We start from the raw sequence: 21920 nt of genomic DNA, 5'->3' as shown, positions 1-21920 counted from the left end.
GTTAGATTAACTAAGGAGGCGTCGCACATGACGAAGGTAACATCTGAGCAAGTTGAACATGTTGCTAATTTAGCTAGACTTGAAGTTTCACAAGACGAAGTCAATGAATTCACACAATCTTTAGAAAAGATCTTAAATTTTGCAGGACAATTAGATGAAGTTGATACTGAAAATGTTGAACCAACATTCCACGTATTAGACTTACAAAATGTTCTAAGAGAAGATAAGAGTGAATCAGGAATTCCTCAAGAACAAGCATTACTTAATGCGAAAGAAAAAGAAGCGGGGCAATTTAAAGTTCCAGCAATTATGAACGAGGAGGACTAAAGCATGACAATTCGTTATGAAACAATTGAACGTTTATCAGAAATGATTAAAAATAATGAAATTAAGCCATCTGAAATTGTTAGAGATATTTTTGATGCGATAGAAGCAGACGACGCAAATATTAAAGCATTCTTAGCTTTAGATAAAGAACAAGCAATTAAAAAAGCTGAAGAACAAGATAAATTACAAGCTGAAGGTAAAATGGAAGGTAAGTTATTTGGTATTCCAATGGGTATCAAAGACAATATTATTACTGAAGGTGTAGAAACTACATGTGCAAGTAAAATGTTAGAAGGCTTTATTCCTATATATGAATCAACAGTTATGAATAAATTAAATGCTGAAAATGGTATTTTAGTTGGTAAACTTAACATGGATGAATTTGCTATGGGTGGTTCAAATGAGAACTCTTATTTCAAGACAACTGTTAATCCATTTGACCATAAAGCCGTACCAGGTGGTTCATCAGGTGGTTCAGCAGCAGCTGTTGCAGCAAGCTTAGTACCATTTGCATTAGGTTCAGATACTGGTGGTTCAATCCGTCAACCAGCATCATACTGTGGTGTTGTTGGTATGAAACCTACATATGGTCGTGTATCTCGTTTTGGTCTAGTAGCATTTGCTTCTTCATTAGATCAAATTGGACCTATTACACGTAATGTTAAAGATAATGCGTTAATCTTAGAAACGATTTCTGGACATGACGCACAAGATTCAACAAGTGCACCGATTGAAGATGTAGACTTTACGTCTGAAATTGGTAAAGATATTAAAGGCTTAAAAGTAGCTGTTCCAGAAGAATTCATTGGATCTGGTGTATCTGAAGAAGTTAAGAACTCAGTAAATGAAGCGGTTAAAACTTTAGAATCTTTAGGTGCTACAGTTGATCGCGTATCATTACCAAATACTAAATACGGTGTAGCAAGTTACTATATCATTGCATCTTCTGAAGCATCAGCTAACTTAGCAAGATTTGATGGTATCCGTTATGGTTATCATTCAAAATCAGCAAATACACTAGAAGAACTATACAAAAAATCTCGTGGTGAAGGCTTTGGAGATGAAGTTAAACGTCGTATTATGCTTGGAACGTTCGCATTAAGTTCAGGTTATTACGATGCTTACTACAAAAAAGCTCAAAAAGTTCGTACATTAATCAAACAAGACTTCGAAAAAGTATTTGAAGATTATGATGTTATCGTAGGACCAACTGCACCAACGACAGCATTCAATATTGGTGAACAAATTGATGATCCATTAACAATGTACGCTAATGATATTTTAACGATTCCAGTTAACTTAGCAGGTGTACCATCAATCTCTATTCCTTGTGGTAAATCAAATGGTCGTCCAATTGGTTTACAAATTGTTGGTAAACCATTCGATGAAAAAACAATATACAAAGTTGCTTATCAATATGAAACACAATATAACTTACATGATGACTATAAAACTTTACAAGGAGTGTGAAACTGAATGCATTTTGAAACAATTATCGGCTTAGAAGTTCACGTCGAATTAAAAACAGAATCAAAAATGTTTTCACCATCACCCGCTCATTTCGGTGCGGAACCTAATACAAATACAAACGTTATTGACTTAGCATACCCAGGCGTATTACCAGTTGTAAACAAGACAGCTGTTGATTGGGCTATGCGTGCAGCAATGGCATTAAATATGGATATAGCGAAAGAATCTAAATTTGATAGAAAAAACTATTTCTACCCAGATAATCCAAAAGCTTATCAAATTTCTCAATTCGATCAACCAATTGGTGAAAATGGTTGGATTGATATTGAAGTAGATGGAGAAACTAAACGTATTGGTATCACACGTTTACACATGGAAGAAGATGCAGGGAAATTAACACATAAAGATGGATATTCTTTAGTTGATTTAAACCGTCAAGGAACACCTTTGATTGAAATCGTTTCTGAACCTGATATTCGTTCTCCTAAAGAAGCATATGCATACTTAGAAAAATTACGTGCAATTATTCAATATACAGGCGTATCAGATTGTAAAATGGAAGAAGGTTCATTACGTTGTGATGCCAACATTTCATTACGCCCATATGGTCAAGAAGAATTCGGTACAAAAGCAGAGCTTAAAAACTTAAACTCATTTAACTATGTACGTAAAGGTCTTGAACATGAAGAAAAACGCCAAGCAGAAGTATTATTAGCTGGTGGAGAAATTTTACAAGAAACACGTCGTTTCAACGAATCAACTGGCGAAACAATTTTAATGCGTGTTAAAGAAGGTTCAGATGACTATCGTTACTTTCCAGAGCCAGACTTAGTACCATTATACGTTGATGATGAGTGGAAAGAACGTGTACGTCAAACAATCCCAGATTTACCAGACGTACGTAAAGAACGTTATGTTAATGAATTAGGATTACCAGCTTATGATGCACATGTATTAACATTAACTAAAGAAATGTCAGATTTCTTTGAAGCAGCAATTGAACATGGTGCAGACGTTAAGTTAACATCTAACTGGTTAATGGGTGGCGTTAATGAATACTTAAATAAAAATCAAATCGAATTACAAGATACTGCATTAACTCCAGAAAACTTAGCAGGTATGATTAAACTTATTGAAGATGGTACAATGAGTAGTAAAATTGCTAAGAAAGTATTCCCTGAATTAGCTGAAAACGGTGGAGACGCACATCAAATTATGAAAGACAAAGGTCTTGTACAAATATCTGATGAAGCAACACTATTAGGATTTGTTACAGAAGCATTAGACAACAATCCACAATCAGTAGAAGACTTTAAAAATGGTAAAGGCAAAGCGATGGGCTTCTTAGTAGGTCAGATTATGAAAATTTCAAAAGGCCAAGCAAACCCACAAATCGTGAACCAATTACTAAAATCAGAATTAGAAAAAAGATAATAAATATTATGAAAATCTCGTCACAGAGTGAAGTACTCGTGACGAGATTTTTTTGTTGAATGAGATGTTGGCGTGGCTGTTAGGGACAGAATTCTGAGAAATGTCCGTAAGAGGTGCTGTTAGGGACAGAATTCCGAGAAATGTCCGTAAGAGTTGTTGTTAGGGACAGAATTCCGAGAAATGTCCGTAAGAGTCGTTGTTAGGGACAGAATTCTGAGAAATGTCCGTAAGAGTCGTTGTTAGAGACAGAATTCCGAGAAATGTCCGTAAGAGAGCGCCCACATAACTACCAGAATTCGAAATAATGGAAGTTAGCGCCCACATAACTACCACAATTCCGAATTATGAAAGATACACCTCCATTAATTCTTGTTCTTATTAAATTGCAAATTCTATATCTAATTACTTGCATGGTTGGTGTGTTGAAGTACAATAGTATTAAATCATAATGACGATGGAGGCGTAATTACATATGACGCAAATTAAAATAGCTAAAAATGAAAATGAAATCAATTTAGAATTAGGCCAAGCTAATAGACATGGTTTGATTGCTGGTGCTACTGGTACTGGTAAAACAATTACTTTAAAAGTATTGGCTGAACAATTTTCTAAAGCTGGTGTACCAGTCTTTATGTCAGATGTTAAAGGGGACATCTCAAGTATTGCAGAAGCTGGCTCTATCAATGATAAGATTCAAGAACGTATTGATATGATGAAAATTGATGATTACAAAAATAATGCTTTTCCTGTAACGTTGTTTGATGTATTTCAAAAAACGGGCGTACCTGTTCGTACAACGATCACAGAAATGGGTCCGCTATTAATCGGTAAATTATTAGATTTAAATAATACTCAATTAGGTGTATTAGATATTGTATTTAAAGTTGCTGATGAAAGTGGTCTGCTTCTGATTGATATGAAAGATTTTAAAGCACTTTTAAAAGAAATTAATGAAAATAGAGCAGAGTATGCTGAAAAGTACGGTAATATTTCTTCTGCATCAATTGGTGCAATTCAACGTGCATTATTACGATTAGAATCTGAAGGTGCTGAAACATTCTTCGGAGAACCTGCGTTACAATTAGAAGATTTTATTAAGTTTGATGAATCAGGCAGAGGTATGATTAATGTACTTGATGCATCTGTTTTATATCAAAAGCCTAAATTATACGCAACATTCTTATTATGGTTATTATCTGAACTATTTGAGAGTCTTCCAGAAGTAGGCGATCCTGAAAAACCAAAAATTGTATTCTTCTTTGATGAAGCCCATCTTTTATTTAATGACAGCTCTAAAGAGTTAATTGAAAAAGTTGAACAAGTAGTACGTTTAATCCGTTCTAAAGGTGTAGGTATTTATTTCGTAACTCAAAATCCAATTGATATTCCAGAATCTGTCCTTGGACAACTAGGTAATAGAGTACAACATGCACTTAGAAGTTACACACCTAAAGATCAAAAAGCGATTAAAAGTGCTGCACAAACTTTCCGTCAAAATGAAAGTTTCGATACTGCTCAAGTAATCGGAGAATTGAAAACTGGGGAAGCGTTGATTTCATTCTTAAATGATGAAGGCCAACCGAATGTTGTTGAACGTGCATTTATTCGTCCGCCTGAAAGTAAAATTGGTGTAATCGATGAATCTGTTAAAAAAGATTTAATTGATAATGCACCATTAAATGAAACATATAAAGAAACATTTGATCGTGAAAGTGCATATGAAATGTTACAAAATAAAATTGAAAAGCAACCTGAAGAAGAACCAAAAACTAAGAAATCAACGTCAACTAAGAAAGAAACAACATCTAAGAAGAAAGAAAAACCTTCACAATTCCAAAAAGAAACATCTAAATTCTTATCAACAGTTGGAAGACAAATTGGTAGAGAAATCGTACGTAATATATTTGGAACGAAAAGACGTTAATTATTTTTTGCTTTCTTATATTTAGTATATGCTTTAATATAAAGATATAAGAATATACAAGAGGGATCATAATGAAGAAAAAAGCTAGAATCATTTACAATCCAACATCAGGAAGAGAATTATTTAAAAGAGCATTACCTGATGTATTAATTAAGTTAGAACAGGCTGGTTATGAGACAAGCGCTCATGCTACAACAAGTGCTGGAGATGCGACACATGCTGCTAGGGAAGCTCTAAAATATGATTATGATGTAATCATTGCTGCTGGTGGAGATGGTACTTTAAATGAAGTTATCAATGGTATAGCAGAAGCAAAGAAGCGACCTAAACTAGGGTTAATTCCTATGGGGACAGTTAACGATTTTGGTAGAGCACTTCTTATTCCAAACAATATAATGGAAGCTGTAGATACAATCATTAAAGGCGATCTTGTACCTGTAGATGTTGGTAAAATGAACAATCGCTATTTTATTAATATTGCTGGTGGCGGTAAAATAACAGAAGTTTCTTATGAAGCGCCAAGTAAATTGAAAACAATGGTTGGACCACTCGCTTATTACATTAAAGGCTTAGAGATGTTACCACAAATTAAAGCGACTGATATACGTATCGAATATGATGGTAATGTATTCCAAGGCGAAGCGATGATGTTTTTAATTGGCTTAACGAATTCAATAGGTGGCTTTGAAAAGCTTGTACCAGATGCTGATATTAATGATGGTAATTTTACTTTGCTTATATTAGAAAAAGTGAATATAGCAGAACTTGGACATATTATGACATTGGCTTCTAGAGGTGATCATATCAATCATCCGAAAGTTCATTACACTAAAGCTAAAACAATTAATGTCTCATCATTTGAGCAAATTCAATTAAATGTTGATGGTGAATTTGGTGGCGTATTACCTGCTAATTTCTTAAACTTAAAACAACATATACAAGTCTTTTCTAAACTTGAAAGGGTTAAGAGAGAGCACGGAATTGAAACAGTAGAAAGAGAACGAGAAAGACTACACGAAGAACAAACAGAAGAATAAATACATAGGGACATTATTTTGTCCCTTTTTTCTATGTTTATCGTGAAAGAGGGAGTTAATATGGCAGGAGTCGTAAATAAGAATGAAATATATACTGGAGAGGTTATCGATTTTACACATGAAGGGCATGGTGTTGTCAAATTCGATCGTTATCCAATTTTCGTACCAAATGCAATTAAAGATGAAACCATTTCATTTAAAGTCATCAAAGTGAAAAAGCAATTTGCTATTGGTAAATTAATCTCCATTGAAGAAGCATCAAAGGACAGAATTGAACCACCATGTGAATATTATAAAGTTTGTGGTGGATGTCAACTTCAACATTTAAGTTACAATGCGCAATTAGAAATGAAAAATGAACAAGTGATTAATCTATTCAAGAGAAAATCACATTTTGAAGATACAATCATTCACGACACAGTTGGTATGGAGAATCCGTGGCATTATCGTAATAAATCTCAAATACCAGTCGGGAAAAATAAATCTGGTGAAATTGAACTAGGATTCTATAGACAAAGAAGTCACGATATCGTGAATATAGATCATTGTATGATTCAAGATGAAAAGCATGATTTAATTATGAAGAAACTTAAGCAACTTTTAGATGAAACAAACATCAGTATTTATAATGAACAAAAACATAAAGGTGAATTAAGACATATCATCTTGAGAACTGGTTATTATACTGGAGAAACAATGGTTATATTCGTGACGAATAGTAAACAACTTAGCCATAAAAATAAAATAATTGATTTTATACAAACAGAATTTGAAAATGTGGTCAGCATTAAACATAATATTAATTTAGAAAAATCAAATGTTATTATGGGACATACGTCACATACTTTATACGGGAAAGATACAATTACAGATAAACTTTCTGAATATGAATTTAAAATATCCGACACTTCTTTCTATCAAATCAATCCAACACAAACAGAAAAACTTTATCATAAAGCACTAGAATATGCACAATTAGATGGAGAAGAAACAGTCATAGATGCGTATTGTGGTATTGGGACAATAGGTTCATACATGTCACAAAAAGCAAAACACGTTTATGGCGTGGAAGTCGTAGAACAAGCTATAGAAAACGCAAAAGAAAATGCGCAAATCAACCATATAGACAACGCGACATGGGAAGCAGGAAAAGCAGAAGAGATCATCTTAAAATGGCAACAAGAAGGTGTTAAACCAGAAGTTGTAATGGTCGATCCACCAAGAAAAGGATGCGATCAAACATTTATTGAAACATTAATCGAATTATCACCAAAAAGAATCGTGTATATTTCCTGTAACCCAGCAACACAGGTGAGAGATGTAGAATTGTTGAAAAATAGCGGTTATCAACTAAAAGAAATCACACCAGTGGATATGTTTCCACATACAACACACGTCGAAACAGTAGCTTTAATCGAAAAAATAAGAGAATAGAATTCACCAAAAACCCAAGCCAACTTATACGTTGGCTTGGGTTTTTGAGCGTTATGTTTGTGTGAAAGTGTTTACAACTGTATAAATAATGTAAGGAGGGTTGTTTATGAAGCGACTAATGATCAGTGCAATTTCGGCTAGTTTTATTTTATCTGCTTGTGGTAATGATTCGCGTGATGAAACTGAAGATAAAGATAAGCAAACTCAGAATGAAATGGAACATGAACAGAGTCAGTCAGATGACAACCAAGAACGTAAAGAAACTAAAGGTATTGAAACGGTAGCTCAAGGTTTAGATACACCGTGGAGTATTGCGAAATCAGATGATGTGTTTTATTTATCAGAACGTCCTGGCAAAATTATTAAAATTGATGGCAATAAAAAGACTGAGCAACAAGTAGATTTAGATAAGGAAGTTTCTACTGCTGCTGAAGCGGGTTTATTAGGATTCGTTCTTGCACCTGATTTTAAAGATTCTCAAGAAGCATATGCGTATTACACATATGAAGATAATGGCCAGTTTAATCGTATCGTAAAATTAAAATTAGAAAATGATACGTGGAAAGAAGAAGAGGTATTAATTGATAAAATACCGAGTGGTCAATATCATCATGGTGGTCGGTTGAAAATTGGACCGGATGATAAATTATACGCGACAACTGGAGATGCTTCAGACGAACAAAATGCGCAAGATAAAGATTCATTAGGTGGTAAAATCTTAAGAATTAATCTTGATGGTAGTAAGCCTAAAGATAATCCGATGTCTAATTCATATGTTTATAGTTACGGTCACAGAAATCCACAAGGACTTGTATGGACACCAGATGGACAGATGTTTGCGAGTGAACATGGTAATCAAGCTAATGATGAAATAAATGAGATTAAAAAAGGGCATAATTACGGTTGGCCAGTGATTGAAGGTAATGAAGAAAATAATAATATGGAAACCCCGATATTTACTTCAGGATCAGATGATACTTGGGCACCTTCAGGCATCGCATTTAAAGATGGGATCATTTATTCTGCTGCATTGCGTGGAGAAGGTATTATGAAATTTGATGTAGAAAAAGATGAAATGAAAAAAGTGGCGACTAAATATGGAAGAATTAGAGATGTTTACATTGTAAATAATGATTTATATTTTGTAAGTAACAATACAGATGGTAGGGGTAATCCATCTAAAAACGATGATAAGATGTATAAAGTTTCACTAAGTCAATTAAATTCATAATTCAAACCGAGCATAAAATCATTAGTATAAATTGAATTTATATTTTATAATCATTATGTAAAGGTTATTAAGAAATGGTTTCACGGGGGTATTGGATGCTTAAAATTGACTTAGTTAACAATATATCTGTATTAAAAAGGTTAGCACTTTTACAATTTGTTTTATTTCTTTCATTAATATTAATTAGTTTTAAGTTAATTGCGAATATCATATATATTTATGAAGAAGGCTTTGTAAGAAATATTATAGTCGGGTTAGTTGGTTTAATTATATTAGTGTTTATCCATGAGTTAATACACGGTATTTGTTTTAAAATATTTAACCCAAAGGGAAAAGTTAAATATGGATATATGAAAGGCATGTTTTATGCAACGATGCCAAATGCTATTTTTACAAGAAAACAATTTTATATCATATTATTAGCACCATTTGTTTTAATTAGTATAGGATTATTAATTGTATTATTATGGCTTCAAGTCACTTCTATTATTTATGTATTTGCTTTTCATGGTGCTGCATGTATCGGTGATTTTTACATGGCGCAAGTGATTTATAGTAATAAACAGATGAATTATGTAGAAGATACAGAAGTAGGCATTAATTTATTTACGGATAATAAAGACGTTCAATCAACAAGTTAAAAAGATTTTTGATATAATATATAGGAATTTGGGCAACCAACTTCCTATTTTTTTGTAGAGGTGTTTAGAATGGAACGGCGAATCATTCACATTGATATGGATGCTTTCTTTGCTCAAGTAGAAATAAGAGATAATCCAAAATTAAAAGGAAAACCAGTGATTATAGGTGGACGTGCTTCAGGTAGAGGGGTTGTTTCGACAGCTAGTTATGAAGCTCGTAAATTTGGTGTTCATTCAGCTATGCCCATGGCTCAAGCACATCAACTTTGTCCGGATGGTTATTATGTACGCCCAAGAATTAACTATTATCGAGAAGTGTCGAATGATATAATGGCAATTTTTAAAAGTTATACAGATATTGTTGAACCATTATCGTTAGATGAAGCTTATTTAGACGTTACTGAACTTGTGAGAAAAGACTTACCTGCGTCAACGATTGCACAATACATTCAAAGAGATATTTATGATAAGACGCATCTTACTTCTTCAGCAGGCGTTTCTTATAATAAATTTTTAGCAAAGCTCGCAAGCGGTATGAATAAACCGAGTGGTCGGACTGTAATAGATTATGAGAATGTACATGATTTGTTGATGTCGTTGCCAATAGGAGATTTCGCGGGTATTGGAAAAGTAACCGAAGAAAAGATGAAATCATTGGGAATCAATAGTGGTAAAGATTTATACGCATATGACCAAATGGAATTGATTCAATTATTCGGTAAACGTGGTGTAAGCTTTTATAATAAAGTACGCGGTATTGATCATTCACCAGTGAAACCAACACGTGTTAGAAAATCAATCGGTCGAGAAACAACATTTGAAACAGATCAAAATGATGATGACTTTATACTTAATACGATTAGAAAATTGAGTACGGAAGTTGCCAATAGAGCTGATAAACATGAACTAGCAGGACGAACGATAACAGTTAAACTTAAGACACATAACTTTGAAACATTATCTAAACAAACAAGTAGTCATACACCAGTCTATGACGAAGTTGAAATATATAATATAGCATATGATTTATATAATTCATTAAAAGATCCGGTTACTTCTATACGTTTAGTAGGTGTATCAATCGGGAATTTAGTTTCGAGAACGTATCGCAATTTAACAATATATGATTTTATTTAAACCGATTTACTTGATATCATCATGTATCCTTAGTATTCTGAATATTGTTGAATGCGCGTTTCGACTAAATGAGAAGTGGGTATTTATTAATACTTATAATAAGAAAGTAGAGATTGATATGAAATTTAAATTTTCAATTATTGCAATTACAGTATTATTAATCATTTTATTTATTAAAAGTTCCATTGAAACAGGTACATTCGATATTATCAAATTACTAGGTATTATTGCGATAGCAATATTATTATTCTGGGTTGATAGAAAGTTAGAAAGACCTGTTAATAAAGCGAGTTTAAAAAGAGACATAAAAAAAGAATTCCAACACAAAGAGTAAATAAAAAAAAGCTTCTAGGATGCGTCATGATATCCTAGAAGCTTTTTATTTATACATATTTTTTATCGGTTAATGTTTTGCCGTAAATATCTAATACAGCATCTAAGTCTGGATAATGTTTTAACAATCGATACGTAATAATCGCACATGCTTTAGCATCATTTAACGCATGATGGTGACCTTTAAAATCAATATTATAATAATCCATCATTGGCGCAAGTCCATATCTATGATTGTTGACTGTTTTTCTAGCTAGTATACATGAACAAAAATACGTTAATTCAGGAATTTCGATTTGGTGTTTAATGAGTGATTTAAACAATACAGTCATATCAAATTTAGCATTATGTGCTACAACAGGTAGTGTACCGATGAAATCCATCATATATGGAAACACGACATCGAAAGTAGGTGAATTTGTCACATCAGAAGGTTTAATTTTATGAATTTTAATATTTATATTTGAAAAATAATCTTCGGGATTCACTAATGTATAAAAAGTTTCTGTAATTTGATGATCAATTACTTTGACCATTCCGACAGAGCAAATACTTTCCGGACTTCCATTTGCTGTTTCAAAATCAAGTGCTACAAATGAAGACATGCCATCACTTCCTTTAGAAAGTTATTATAAACATTTGTTGGAATAATGTAAATGATGATGGTATGTAGATAGAATGAATAAAGACCATCTGCCATGAATAGTTCATGGAGATGGTCTTGTTTAAGTATTGTAAGACTATAAATTATTCAGCATCTTCATCGAAGTGACGAGAAGCTAAATCTTTTTCATAGATAAATAATGCGTTATTGTCTTCTTGAATTCTTTCTAAGTAGTCAATATGTGTTTCAAACATAGACTCTTCTTCAACTTGCTCATCTAAGAACCAGTTTAAGAATGAAATTGTAGCAAAGTCTTTTTCTTCTTTAGCAATTTCAGATAAATTATAGAATCGACGTGTAACATCTTGTTCTTGAGCTAATCCATCTTTAAATGTTTCTAATAAAGAACTGAATTCAGTCTTAGGTGCATCTAAAGCTGTGAAAATAGCTTTTTCACCACGATCGTTAATATAGTCATATATTTTCATACCATGGAAACGTTCTTCTTTAGCTTGTTGAATATAGAAGTTTGCAAATCCATCGTAACTCTTATCTGCACAATAAGCTGCCATTGCCATATATGCATGTGCTGCGTAAAATTCATGATTCAACTGATTGTTTAAAGCATCTAAAATATTTTTAGATAACATAGAAATCTTCCCTTCTATAATAATTTTAACTTACATTTTTATTATACAATAACAACAAAATGAAACCAATGATTTGATACAGTTAAACACTTTTTTTAAAGCTTTTGAACGTGGTATAATGATGTGACAGAACAAGGAGGTAACGTATGAAGAAGTATGTTGCGAAAAATATAGCAAAGCTAGCTCGATATGCTAGTAGAAAAGTAGGTAAACAAGGTACGGATCTTCCGGGACAAATAGCTCGAAAAATAGACCCGCTTATTTTAAGAAAGTTAGCAAATGAAGTAGATGAAATCGTGATGATTAGTGGTACGAACGGTAAAACGACGACATCGAACTTAATAGGTTATACATTAAAGAAGAACAATATTGAAATTATACATAATACTGAAGGTGCCAATATGGCAGCTGGGATTACTTCAAGCTTTATTGTTCAATCTAATAAAAATACTAAAATTGCTGTTATAGAAATAGACGAGGGTTCTATACCAAGAGTGTTAAAAGAAATGACACCTTCTATGATGGTAGTGACAAACTTCTTTAGAGACCAAATGGATAGATTTGGTGAAATCGATACGATGGTAGATAATATTGCCAACTCAATCAAAGATAAAGGTATTAAACTGTTATTGAATGCAGACGATCCTTTCGTTAGTCGTTTGAAAATAGCAAGTGATGACATCGTATATTATGGTATGCAAAAAGGGATACATGAATTTGAACAAAGTACAATGGTTGAAAGTAAATATTGTCCTAATTGTGGTAGATTATTAAATTATAGTCATATACATTACAACCAAATTGGTCATTATACATGTGAATGTGGATTCAATAGAGCGACTCCACAATATGAAGTGACAGCATTTAAACAGGAACCATTTATACATGTCGGCTTAAATGATGCACATTTTGATATGAAGATTGCTGGTGATTTTAATGTATTTAATGTCATTGCAGCTTATTCAGTATTAAGAGAATTAGGTTTAAATGATCAATCTATTAAAGCTGGATTTGAAACATATACTTCTGATAATGGGCGTATGCAATACTATAGAAATAGTAAAAAAGAAGCGCTTATTAACTTAGCTAAAAACCCTGCAGGTCTGAATGCAAGTTTATCTGTTGGTGAACAAATTGATGGAGAAAAAGTTTATTTAATCAGTTTGAATGATAATGGTGCAGATGGAAGAGATATTTCATGGATTTATGATGCAGACTTTGAGAAATTATCTAGACAGAATATCAAAGCCATCATCTGTACAGGACAAAGAGCTGAAGAATTAGCATTAAGATTGAAATATGCTGAAGTTGAAGTGGAAGTTATTATAGAACATTCAATAGAAAAGGCAACGGAACTATCAATGACATACAATCAGTTTACAGTTGCAATTCCAAACTATACATCTTTATCACCAATGCATCGAACATTGAATAAAGCCTTCAAGGAGGAAGCGTAATGTCATCAATAAAAATATTTCATTTTATGCCAGATAAATTAAATTTATACGGCGATATTGGCAATATCATTGCACTGAAACAACGTGCAAAATGGCGTAATATAGAAGTAGAAGTAATAGATATAACAGATACTGATCAATTAAGTTTAGATGATTGTGACATTTTCTTTATAGGCGGTGGAAGTGATAGAGAACAAAGTTTAGCAACAGAACAATTAAAGAAAATTAAAACACAACTCAAAGATGCAATTGAAGACGGTATGCCAACCTTAACAATATGTGGAGGCTATCAATTTTTAGGATCTGAGTATGTAACACCTGATGGAACAAGATTAGAAGGTTTAAACATTCTTGATATTTATACAGAATCTAAGAAAGACCGTCTAATCGGTGATATTGTAATTGAATCAGAAACATTTGGACAAATTGTCGGTTTCGAGAATCATGGTGGAAGAACATATCACGAATATCCTACATTAGGTAAAGTCGTTGATGGTTATGGTAATAATGATACAGATAAAAAAGAAGGTATCCATTATAAAAATTTATTGGGAACATATTTACATGGACCAATATTACCTAAAAACCACGAAATCACCGATTACTTATTAAAACAAGCATGTATCCGAAAAGGTATAACATTCGAACCAGAACAACTAGACAATACAGTTGAAGAAGCGGCAAAACAAGCTATTATTAAACGATTGTTAAAAGCAAAATAATAAAAAGCGGCTGGGACATAAATTAATGTCTCAGCCGCTTTTTAATATTTTAGCTTAGTTATTTTGTTAATCTTGAATATCTATCGTTTAAAATTTTATTAATCATGAGTATTTCATAAATAATGTGACTTTTGATTTGGTTTTCATCAAATTCGTTCAGCCCTTTAACACTATTTTTTAAAGTGGATGCTGCATTTTTTTGTTTTTTATATTCATTTTCTTTTATTAAGTGTTCATAGGATTTGATGAAATTTGAGATTGCTGTGCGTTCTTTTTCGGTAAAGACGATGTGCGTATTCTCTGGTAAATATACTAGGTTTAATAAATGTGCGTTTAGTAGTCGGTTAATGTGATATTTCATTTCGACTTTTCTAATATGAGATTTAGATTCTTTCTTTGCTCTATGGTAATCGTATTCTTCTTTTTGGTATTTGATAAGTTGTTCAATTTTAGTGGCTTGTTGTTGTAATGTTGATACTTTTTTCATGGATAGGGCAGATTCATATTCACCTAGTAAGAGTTCTTTAAGTCTAGATATGTATATTTCTAAAATACTTTGATCCATTTTATGATTGATGTCTTCTATTTGATTTATATATTTAGGTGGCAAAATAATAAAATTGACGATGCCTGCTGTTGCAAGTCCAATTGTAGTCGTCGCTAATCGTGATACGAAATTATATACAAATGCTTCATGGATAACAGGAACCATTGCAACAGCTGTAATGGCAGCTACTAACATACCATCAAATAATTTAAGCTTATAACAAACTAAAATTGTGACGGTTGCTGCTAATGAATAACTTAAAGGTGATTCTCCAAAGAAGTATGTACTAATAACGGCAATAAATGCACCAAGTATTGAAGCGGGGAACCTAACAAATGCTTTCTTTAAGGATGCTTTAGCTGTAGGTTCAATTGTCACAATAGATGTGATAACCGCAAATATAGGATTTAAATTTAAAGACATACATATTAAAGCAGTTAAAAAAGTTGCTAATCCAGTTTTAATAATTCTTGCACCGATAATTCGAGATAACCAATTTTCTTTCATATTCAAAACTCCGAAATCATTTTTTTATAGTATAACATGCATTTTCTGATATAATGATAAACGACAAAAAAATTTTAAAAGAAAGAACGGGATTTAAATGATAATTCAAAACAATGAAGAACTTGAAGGCCTAAAAGAAATAGGTAAAATTTGTGCAATAATTCGTGATGAGTTAAAAGAAGCAACTAAACCCGGAATTACAACTAAAGAATTAGATAACATCGCAAAGGAAAGATTTGAAGAGTTAGAAGCAGAATCAGCACCTATTGCAGAGTATGATTTTCCTGGTTACACATGTATAAGTGTAAATGAAGAGGTTGCGCACGGTATACCTGGTAAACGTGTGATTAACGAAGGCGATCTTGTAAATATAGACGTTTCTGCTCGTAAAAATGGCTATTATGCAGATACAGGTATTTCATTTGTTGTTGGTAATGCAGATGATCCGAAAAAACAATTAGTAGTAGATGTAGCAGCTATGGCTTTTGAAGAAGCAATGAAGAAAGTTAAGCCAGGCGCTAAATTATCTCAAATAGGTAGAGCAGTAAATGCAACAGCACGTAAAAATGGCTTAAAAGTTATTAAAAACTTAACTGGTCATGGTGTTGGACGTTCATTACACGATTCACCACAACATGTTATGAACTATTATGATCCATTAGAAAAACAATTGCTTAAAGAAGGTATGGTACTTGCAGTAGAACCATTTATCTCATCTAATGCAACAATCGTTAGCGACGGTAAAAATGATTGGGCATTTGAAACGAAAGATAAAAGTTTCGTCGCTCAAATTGAGCACACAATTGTTGTAACAAAAGAAGGACCATTATTATTAACTAAATTAGAAGACTAAAAATATAAGAGGAGTGGATAGAATTGATTAAACATACAAGATTCTATACTACTCCTTTTTATTTTCCTAAGACTAAGGTCCTATTGAAAATTCAATCCTAGGTCCATTTTTAGATTTGAAATAACATTTTATAATAGAGTCTAATATGACAGAAGTAGGTGATTCTATGTTTAATGTTGTTTCAGATCAATTAAAGCAATTAATTCTTGTTTCTTATTATGAAAGTTTAGATACATGTGCTAAGCGCTTAGATGTTAAAATTAAAGCTATGAAGCAGTACTTAACGTATCTTGAACAAAAACGTTGTCAATTAAGTAAATTAATTGATAAATATACTTTAGAATTAGACAATAAGTATATGGACAAGATTGAAGATTTTAAAATTAAATGTGCTAAAAAATTAGAAGATCATGATTTACAATGGTTACAAAAGCAAATTAATATGTTAGAAAGTGAATTAGCGAAAATTGACGAAGCTATGAAAAGTACTTTAGATAAAATTGCTGATACGATAGCTGAGCGTACGATGCTTACTCAGATGAATTCACTTCTCTAAAAAAGGAGTGGTATGTTGAAGAATAAATTTATATCAACGGAATTGTTGATCGTATTATCTGTATTGATTTTGTTATCAAACATTTACTATATTTTCTTTGAGAAAATAGGCTTATTACTCGTTGTTGTAATGGGTACGATATTTATATATGTAGGATATTTATATTTTCATAAATTACGGGGATTAATTATATTTTGGATAGGCGCCATTTTAATGATTTATGCATTACTTTCTAATCCATATATGCTTGCCATTTTATTTTTATTCTTAGTATTTTTAGTTATTAGATATCTTATATATCGTAAGAAACCATTAAGAGTAGAACATGTCGATCAAACGTCCAATGAAAATATTAACGAATCATTTATAAAACAGCGATGGTTCTCACCACAAAAGACACCACACTATATTTATAAATGGGAAGATATACAAATTCAACAAGCAATTGGAGATATTGAATTAGATTTATCTTTAGCTGCTAATTTATCTGAGCATAATGTTATTGTCGTGAGACAGTATATTGGAAAGACGCAAATTATTGTTCCTTATAATTACCATGTACATGTACATATAACTGCTTTATATGGCAGATTATATATGAATGATCAAGTGTATAGAGTGAAAAATGAAACGGTACATTATGAGGAAAATAGTCATAAAAATTCATTTAAAGTTAATATATTCTTCTCAACATTTATGGGAGATGTTGAGGTGATTTATCGATGAATAACTACACGAGAATTATAGGTTCAATGCTTATTCTTGTTTATACAATTGTCGGCATTTTATTTTTCTTAGATCGAATTTTTATTAATATTATATATTTTCAAGGTTTATTTTACACACAAATATTAGGTGTACCAGCATTCCTGTTTATCAATATTGTAGTGATTTTACTATGTATCATAATAGGGACTGCAGTAGCTTACAAAATTAATCAACAGCACCATTGGATTAAAGAACAAATCGAAAGATCTTTTCAAGGAGAAATGTTAGGTGTGAATCACCATGAAATTGATTTGCACAAAGAAACTTTAGAAATTTATCAAACATTAATTCCGTTGCATGAAGAACTATACACGTTGAGATTAAAGTCTCAACAAATAATTAATGAATCGTATCAAATGCAAGATTCTGTCGTTAAAAAAATCATAGAAGATGAACGACAAAGATTAGCAAGAGAATTACATGACTCTGTAAGTCAGCAATTATTTGCGGCAAGTATGATGTTATCTGCAATTAAATCATCAGAATTAAAAGAGCCATTAGCTAAACAAGTAGACTTATTAGAAAAAATGATACAAGATTCGCAATTAGAAATGCGTGCTTTATTATTACATTTAAGACCTTTAGGATTAAAAAATAAATCCCTTGGTGAAGGTATTAAAGATTTAGTAGTCGACTTGAAACAAAAAATACCAATGAAAGTTGTTTATGATATAGAAGATATAGAAATAGCCAAAGGTACGGAAGACCATCTGTTCCGTATAACTCAAGAAGCCATATCTAATACGTTACGTCATTCTAAAGGTACAAAAGTTTCAATAGAGTTAATAGATACGAATGATTATGTTATATTACGTATACAAGATGACGGTGTAGGTTTTGACACATCTAAAAGAGATCCACAGAGTTATGGGCTAAATACAATGAATGAACGTGCATTAGAAATTGGAGCCACTCTCAATATTATTTCAATGCCTGAATCGGGAACGCGTATTGAAGTTAAGGTACCAAATAATAAGGAGGAACAATATGACAATTAGAGTATTATTTGTAGATGATCATGAAATGGTTCGAATCGGAATCTCTAGTTATTTATCTACACAAGAAGATATTTCCGTTATAGGGGAAGCAGCATCAGGAAGAGAAGGTATTGAAAAAGCTGAAGAATTAGAACCCGATGTCATTTTAATGGATTTAGTGATGGATGATATGAATGGTATAGAAGCAACACAACATATAAAAAAGCATCAACCAAGTGTTAAAATCGTCATGTTAACAAGTTTCATTGAAGATAATGAAGTCTACCAAGCCTTAGATGCAGGTGTTGATAGTTATATATTAAAGACGACTTCTGCGGATGATATCGCAAATGCGATACGTAAGACGTACAATAAAGAGTCTATTTTTGAACCAGAAGTACTTGTAAAAATGAGAAATAGAATGAACCAGAAAGCTGAATTATTCGAAATGTTGACTGAACGAGAAATGGAAATATTATTATTAATCGCTAAAGGTTATTCAAACCAAGAAATAGCAAGTGCCTCACATATTACAATTAAGACAGTTAAAACGCACGTTAGCAATATATTAAGTAAATTAGAAGTACAAGATAGAACACAGGCTGTTATATATGCCTTTCAACATAACTTAATATCATAAAAAAAGAAGTTGAGCTTCCAGAAAGGAGCTCAACTTCTTTTATTTAGTATATTCATATCCATTTTGAATCACTTCTAAATCACCATTATGTGGATCAATTACGAGTCCATGTATCGGAACAGATTGATCAAATAATGGATGGTTATATACTTTTTGTATATTTGTTTGAACATTTTCAGTTACATCATCAAATCCTCTTAAGAATTGATGAATATTAATACCTGAATGTTCGATTGTATTTAGTGTATCATCTGTGATACCACGGCTTTTCATTGTATCTATTACTGAATCAACATCTAAATTCCCCATACCACAGTCTTTATGACCCATGATAATGATTTCTTCAGCGCCAAGTGCATAAATCGCTACTAATAAACTTCGCATTGTAGAACCATATGGATGAGAAATAGTTGCGCCAGCGTTTTTAACAACTTTGATGTCGCCATTTTTAAAGCCTAATGCACGCGTAGAAAGTTCTGTTAATCGCGTATCCATACACGTGAGCAATACTGCTTTAGCGTTAGGTGTCTTTGTTGTTATGAGATTTTCATATTCCTTATTTTCTATAAAAGCTGCATTATATTCTAAAATATCATTCAATAGAGGCATTAGTCATATCACCGTTTTCTGTTAAGTTATTAAATGCTTGTTCTTCTGGTGATCCATTTTTAAGCATTTTCTTCTGATGTAGTACTGCGTTTATTTCTGCACCGATGATAATAATTAATCCAGTTAAGAATAACCAAATCATCAATACGATAATACCTCCGATACTACCGTATGTTTTAGAGTAGTTAGCGAAATTATTAACATATACACCAAATAAAGCACTTGAACCTAACCATGCAATTGTTGTAAAAGCTGCACCAGGAACAACTGATAATAATTTAATTTTAATGTTTGGTGCAAGTGTATAAAGTGTGATGAACACGATAAACGTCACAATTAATGGTAATACGACTTTTATTAAACTAAATATCCAACGTAATTCAGATTCTAATCCTAAAGGACCAAATAATAAATTGCCGATTTGTTGACCAAATATAGGTAGTGCTATTGCAATACCGAATACAACAACCATAATAACTGTGAAGAAGACACTCATGATTTTAAGTATGATAGCATTTCTTCCATCTTCAACATCATAAGCGACATTAAATGCGTTCATTAAAGCAGTCATACCATTTGATGCAGACCATAATGCTGCGATTAAACCGAATGAGAATAAGCCACCACTAGCATTATTCATAACGTCATCAATTATCCCAGTAATTAACTTTGCCGTATCGCCAGGTGCATTTTCTGATATCATATTTGTAATTGTATCAGGGTTGACTTGGAATAACGGTATCAACGTTAACACAAATATTAGAGTAGGGAATAACGCAAGTAAGAAATAGTATGAAAGCTGTGCTGCAAGTCCTGTAGCATTATCCTTACCGATTCTGTAAATTAAAGTTGATAAAATATTACCGTCTTTCGTAAATTTAGCTGGCTTATTAATCTTTGAAACATAAAATATTTGGTTATCTTTCTTTGCTGTCTTAGATTCAAATTTTTGTGGTGGAATATAATATTCTTTCTTAATAGACTTTTTTTGTTCGTCTTTAAAGTTTTTAGCTTGTTCTAAAAATTTTGAGCTCGATTTATCATTTCCCATATAAATTCTCCTAATTTAATATGATGTTAAAAAAGACTAGGTTAGATGAATAAGCCTAGTCTTTAATATAAATTATGAATGGTTTGAACCTGAGATTTGTCTTTGATTCTTTTTCTCAATGAATGTATCTTTAGCATCCATAATTGATTGCTCTAATTCTGGATTTTTACGACGAATTTCTTCGATTACATCTTTCCAGTATAGAACTTCATCTTTAATTTGATCTAATTTAGAAGGTTCTCTTGAAGTGTTGCCTTCTTTAATGTTTTGTACTTGGTTTGATAATGATTGGCGAGTGTTTTTATCAGCTAATGCAATAATTGCGCCAATTGTACCACCTATTAAAATAGCAGGAACTAATTTGTTTTGCATAATGTTTTTCCCCTTTCAAGAATATAACTTTAAATTAACATTGACCTACATATCATATCACATATGAATCTCAAATTAGAGAATATAGGCGTTAATATATGTTATAAATATCACTAATGTTGTTTATTCCCATAAATTTAGAGATATAAACACAATTGTAGTTTATAATAGTGCATTAGACAATAGCTTTTCAAAAGGCATAATATCTAAATTTCTGCCTATTTTAATTTTAAAATGCCCAGCTCTCGTCCATAATGTGATTTCACCGTTTAAATCAAGTAGTTTACCAGCATTCTCAGTAGACCACATCAGTATAATGTTATAAGGTATAGAGTAAGTTTCTATTTTCTTACCGGTGATACCTTGCATATCACGAATGATAATTCGTTTGTTTGTAAATACTGCAGTATCTCTAAATGTCTTAAAAGCACTATAAGCTTCTTCGCCATCAACGAGGTATTGCGAAATATTATCTGGTACTGCAACTTGTTCGAAAAGCGTCCATGAAAGTATATCTTGAACAGCCACTAGAATCACTCCTCACCTTATAATTCATGTTTATTGTATAAAATATTCATATAAATTGTAAAGTGAATATATAAGTTTGATAGTTTTAATTATAATTACTTTTTGCTAAAC

Annotated in this window: 24 protein-coding genes; 17 read left to right on the top strand and 7 right to left on the bottom strand. The window is 32.0% G+C overall.

Translation table 11 applies throughout. From position 1 onward, the window contains the following. Positions 1-27: 27 nt before the first annotated feature. The 10 genes from gatC (at position 28) to LQ673_RS10800 (ending at position 10969) form a co-directional block, all read left to right on the top strand. Complete coding sequence (gatC, locus tag LQ673_RS10845; RefSeq protein ID WP_025905135.1) at positions 28-327, top strand: Asp-tRNA(Asn)/Glu-tRNA(Gln) amidotransferase subunit GatC; 300 nt, start codon at positions 28-30, stop codon at positions 325-327. A 3-nt stretch (positions 328-330) separates the two neighbouring features. Beyond that, a complete protein-coding gene (gene gatA / locus LQ673_RS10840; RefSeq protein WP_037590580.1) occupies positions 331-1797 on the top strand; it encodes an Asp-tRNA(Asn)/Glu-tRNA(Gln) amidotransferase subunit GatA in 1467 nt (488 codons plus the stop codon). A gap of 6 nt (positions 1798-1803) precedes the next feature. After that, positions 1804-3231: an Asp-tRNA(Asn)/Glu-tRNA(Gln) amidotransferase subunit GatB gene (gene gatB / locus LQ673_RS10835; RefSeq protein WP_037590579.1), complete on the top strand. Its 1428-nt coding sequence runs from the start codon at positions 1804-1806 to the stop codon at positions 3229-3231. 472 nt (positions 3232-3703) lie between these two features. Next, a complete protein-coding gene (locus LQ673_RS10830; protein ID WP_191835826.1) occupies positions 3704-5155 on the top strand; it encodes a helicase HerA-like domain-containing protein in 1452 nt (483 codons plus the stop codon). A 71-nt stretch (positions 5156-5226) separates the two neighbouring features. Further along, positions 5227-6192, top strand: a complete 966-nt coding sequence (locus tag LQ673_RS10825; protein ID WP_025905139.1) for a diacylglycerol kinase — start codon at positions 5227-5229, stop codon at positions 6190-6192. A 60-nt stretch (positions 6193-6252) separates the two neighbouring features. Next, positions 6253-7626, top strand: coding sequence for a 23S rRNA (uracil(1939)-C(5))-methyltransferase RlmD (rlmD, locus tag LQ673_RS10820; RefSeq protein ID WP_239705793.1), 1374 nt, complete (start codon positions 6253-6255; stop codon positions 7624-7626). Positions 7627-7732: 106 nt separating this feature from the next. Beyond that, a complete protein-coding gene (locus LQ673_RS10815; RefSeq protein ID WP_191835828.1) occupies positions 7733-8857 on the top strand; it encodes a PQQ-dependent sugar dehydrogenase in 1125 nt (374 codons plus the stop codon). Between the two features lie 95 nt (positions 8858-8952). Then, positions 8953-9498 (top strand): DUF3267 domain-containing protein, encoded by a 546-nt coding sequence (locus tag LQ673_RS10810; protein ID WP_037590444.1) that lies wholly within the window; start codon positions 8953-8955, stop codon positions 9496-9498. A 69-nt stretch (positions 9499-9567) separates the two neighbouring features. Further along, on the top strand, positions 9568-10635 hold the full coding sequence (gene dinB, locus LQ673_RS10805) for a DNA polymerase IV (protein ID WP_191835829.1): 1068 nt from the start codon (positions 9568-9570) through the stop codon (positions 10633-10635). Between the two features lie 118 nt (positions 10636-10753). Beyond that, positions 10754-10969 (top strand): hypothetical protein, encoded by a 216-nt coding sequence (locus LQ673_RS10800; RefSeq protein WP_025905144.1) that lies wholly within the window; start codon positions 10754-10756, stop codon positions 10967-10969. Positions 10970-11018: 49 nt separating this feature from the next. Here the strand turns inward: LQ673_RS10800 and LQ673_RS10795 are convergent, their stop codons facing one another. Together LQ673_RS10795 and LQ673_RS10790 are read right to left on the bottom strand one after the other, a co-directional pair. Further along, complete coding sequence (locus LQ673_RS10795; RefSeq protein WP_126477100.1) at positions 11019-11573, bottom strand: 3'-5' exonuclease; 555 nt, start codon at positions 11571-11573, stop codon at positions 11019-11021. A 142-nt stretch (positions 11574-11715) separates the two neighbouring features. Beyond that, on the bottom strand, positions 11716-12222 hold the full coding sequence (locus LQ673_RS10790) for a ferritin (protein ID WP_025905146.1): 507 nt from the start codon (positions 12220-12222) through the stop codon (positions 11716-11718). A 146-nt stretch (positions 12223-12368) separates the two neighbouring features. Here LQ673_RS10790 and murT point away from each other — a divergent pair, with 146 nt between their 5' ends. Beyond that, on the top strand, positions 12369-13679 hold the full coding sequence (gene murT, locus LQ673_RS10785) for a lipid II isoglutaminyl synthase subunit MurT (RefSeq protein WP_191835830.1): 1311 nt from the start codon (positions 12369-12371) through the stop codon (positions 13677-13679). Then, on the top strand, positions 13679-14401 hold the full coding sequence (gene gatD, locus LQ673_RS10780) for a lipid II isoglutaminyl synthase subunit GatD (protein WP_037590448.1): 723 nt from the start codon (positions 13679-13681) through the stop codon (positions 14399-14401). The genes murT and gatD overlap by 1 nt, the downstream gene beginning before the upstream one ends. A 58-nt stretch (positions 14402-14459) precedes the next feature. Here gatD and LQ673_RS10775 read toward each other — a convergent pair whose 3' ends face one another. Beyond that, positions 14460-15455 carry an FUSC family protein gene (locus tag LQ673_RS10775; protein WP_191835831.1) on the bottom strand — a complete coding sequence of 332 codons (996 nt, stop codon included), beginning with the start codon at positions 15453-15455 and terminating at the stop codon, positions 14460-14462. Positions 15456-15552: 97 nt separating this feature from the next. Between LQ673_RS10775 and map the strand changes: the two genes are divergently transcribed. The 5 genes from map (at position 15553) to LQ673_RS10750 (ending at position 19249) form a co-directional block, all read left to right on the top strand. Beyond that, positions 15553-16308 carry a type I methionyl aminopeptidase gene (gene map, locus LQ673_RS10770; RefSeq protein WP_025905150.1) on the top strand — a complete coding sequence of 252 codons (756 nt, stop codon included), beginning with the start codon at positions 15553-15555 and terminating at the stop codon, positions 16306-16308. A gap of 145 nt (positions 16309-16453) precedes the next feature. Further along, a complete protein-coding gene (locus tag LQ673_RS10765) occupies positions 16454-16864 on the top strand; it encodes a hypothetical protein (RefSeq protein WP_224658943.1) in 411 nt (136 codons plus the stop codon). 15 nt (positions 16865-16879) lie between these two features. After that, positions 16880-17590, top strand: a complete 711-nt coding sequence (gene liaF / locus LQ673_RS10760; protein ID WP_191835832.1) for a cell wall-active antibiotics response protein LiaF — start codon at positions 16880-16882, stop codon at positions 17588-17590. Continuing rightward, the gene (locus tag LQ673_RS10755; protein WP_037590451.1) at positions 17587-18630 is read left to right on the top strand and encodes a sensor histidine kinase; all 1044 of its coding nucleotides are present in this window, start codon (positions 17587-17589) and stop codon (positions 18628-18630) included. Before liaF ends, LQ673_RS10755 begins: the two co-directional genes overlap by 4 nt. Beyond that, a complete protein-coding gene (locus LQ673_RS10750; RefSeq protein WP_025905154.1) occupies positions 18620-19249 on the top strand; it encodes a response regulator transcription factor in 630 nt (209 codons plus the stop codon). The genes LQ673_RS10755 and LQ673_RS10750 overlap by 11 nt, the downstream gene beginning before the upstream one ends. Positions 19250-19288: 39 nt before the next feature. Here LQ673_RS10750 and LQ673_RS10745 read toward each other — a convergent pair whose 3' ends face one another. The 4 genes from LQ673_RS10745 to LQ673_RS10730 all read right to left on the bottom strand — a co-directional run bounded on the left by LQ673_RS10745 (position 19289) and on the right by LQ673_RS10730 (position 21809). Next, entirely contained in the window at positions 19289-19858 is a 570-nt protein-coding gene (locus LQ673_RS10745) for a beta-class carbonic anhydrase (protein ID WP_037590452.1), read from the bottom strand. Then, a complete protein-coding gene (locus LQ673_RS10740) occupies positions 19842-20909 on the bottom strand; it encodes a YihY/virulence factor BrkB family protein (protein ID WP_025905156.1) in 1068 nt (355 codons plus the stop codon). The genes LQ673_RS10745 and LQ673_RS10740 overlap by 17 nt, the downstream gene beginning before the upstream one ends. A gap of 72 nt (positions 20910-20981) precedes the next feature. After that, on the bottom strand, positions 20982-21281 hold the full coding sequence (locus LQ673_RS10735) for a YtxH domain-containing protein (protein WP_025905157.1): 300 nt from the start codon (positions 21279-21281) through the stop codon (positions 20982-20984). A gap of 162 nt (positions 21282-21443) precedes the next feature. Continuing rightward, positions 21444-21809, bottom strand: coding sequence for a PH domain-containing protein (locus LQ673_RS10730; protein WP_025905158.1), 366 nt, complete (start codon positions 21807-21809; stop codon positions 21444-21446). Positions 21810-21920: the final 111 nt, after the last annotated feature.

The organism is Mammaliicoccus sp. O-M54, from assembly GCF_022386035.1.
Lineage (GTDB): Bacteria > Bacillota > Bacilli > Staphylococcales > Staphylococcaceae > Mammaliicoccus > Mammaliicoccus sciuri_A.
This window is presented reverse-complemented; position numbering and strand designations above follow the sequence as displayed.

Coding starts and splice junctions, on each gene's coding strand:
- gatB (WP_037590579.1), top strand. CDS start 1,804: ATGCATTTTGAAACAATTATCGGCTTAGAAGTTCACGTCGAATTAAAA.
- LQ673_RS10810 (WP_037590444.1), top strand. CDS start 8,953: ATGCTTAAAATTGACTTAGTTAACAATATATCTGTATTAAAAAGGTTA.
- LQ673_RS10745 (WP_037590452.1), bottom strand. CDS start 19,858: ATGCCTCTATTGAATGATATTTTAGAATATAATGCAGCTTTTATAGAA.
- gatC (WP_025905135.1), top strand. CDS start 28: ATGACGAAGGTAACATCTGAGCAAGTTGAACATGTTGCTAATTTAGCT.
- dinB (WP_191835829.1), top strand. CDS start 9,568: ATGGAACGGCGAATCATTCACATTGATATGGATGCTTTCTTTGCTCAA.
- LQ673_RS10775 (WP_191835831.1), bottom strand. CDS start 15,455: ATGAAAGAAAATTGGTTATCTCGAATTATCGGTGCAAGAATTATTAAA.
- map (WP_025905150.1), top strand. CDS start 15,553: ATGATAATTCAAAACAATGAAGAACTTGAAGGCCTAAAAGAAATAGGT.
- LQ673_RS10735 (WP_025905157.1), bottom strand. CDS start 21,281: ATGCAAAACAAATTAGTTCCTGCTATTTTAATAGGTGGTACAATTGGC.
- rlmD (WP_239705793.1), top strand. CDS start 6,253: ATGGCAGGAGTCGTAAATAAGAATGAAATATATACTGGAGAGGTTATC.
- murT (WP_191835830.1), top strand. CDS start 12,369: ATGAAGAAGTATGTTGCGAAAAATATAGCAAAGCTAGCTCGATATGCT.
- LQ673_RS10765 (WP_224658943.1), top strand. CDS start 16,454: ATGACAGAAGTAGGTGATTCTATGTTTAATGTTGTTTCAGATCAATTA.
- LQ673_RS10830 (WP_191835826.1), top strand. CDS start 3,704: ATGACGCAAATTAAAATAGCTAAAAATGAAAATGAAATCAATTTAGAA.
- LQ673_RS10790 (WP_025905146.1), bottom strand. CDS start 12,222: ATGTTATCTAAAAATATTTTAGATGCTTTAAACAATCAGTTGAATCAT.
- LQ673_RS10755 (WP_037590451.1), top strand. CDS start 17,587: ATGAATAACTACACGAGAATTATAGGTTCAATGCTTATTCTTGTTTAT.
- LQ673_RS10800 (WP_025905144.1), top strand. CDS start 10,754: ATGAAATTTAAATTTTCAATTATTGCAATTACAGTATTATTAATCATT.
- LQ673_RS10815 (WP_191835828.1), top strand. CDS start 7,733: ATGAAGCGACTAATGATCAGTGCAATTTCGGCTAGTTTTATTTTATCT.
- gatA (WP_037590580.1), top strand. CDS start 331: ATGACAATTCGTTATGAAACAATTGAACGTTTATCAGAAATGATTAAA.
- LQ673_RS10825 (WP_025905139.1), top strand. CDS start 5,227: ATGAAGAAAAAAGCTAGAATCATTTACAATCCAACATCAGGAAGAGAA.
- LQ673_RS10750 (WP_025905154.1), top strand. CDS start 18,620: ATGACAATTAGAGTATTATTTGTAGATGATCATGAAATGGTTCGAATC.
- LQ673_RS10740 (WP_025905156.1), bottom strand. CDS start 20,909: ATGGGAAATGATAAATCGAGCTCAAAATTTTTAGAACAAGCTAAAAAC.
- gatD (WP_037590448.1), top strand. CDS start 13,679: ATGTCATCAATAAAAATATTTCATTTTATGCCAGATAAATTAAATTTA.
- LQ673_RS10795 (WP_126477100.1), bottom strand. CDS start 11,573: ATGTCTTCATTTGTAGCACTTGATTTTGAAACAGCAAATGGAAGTCCG.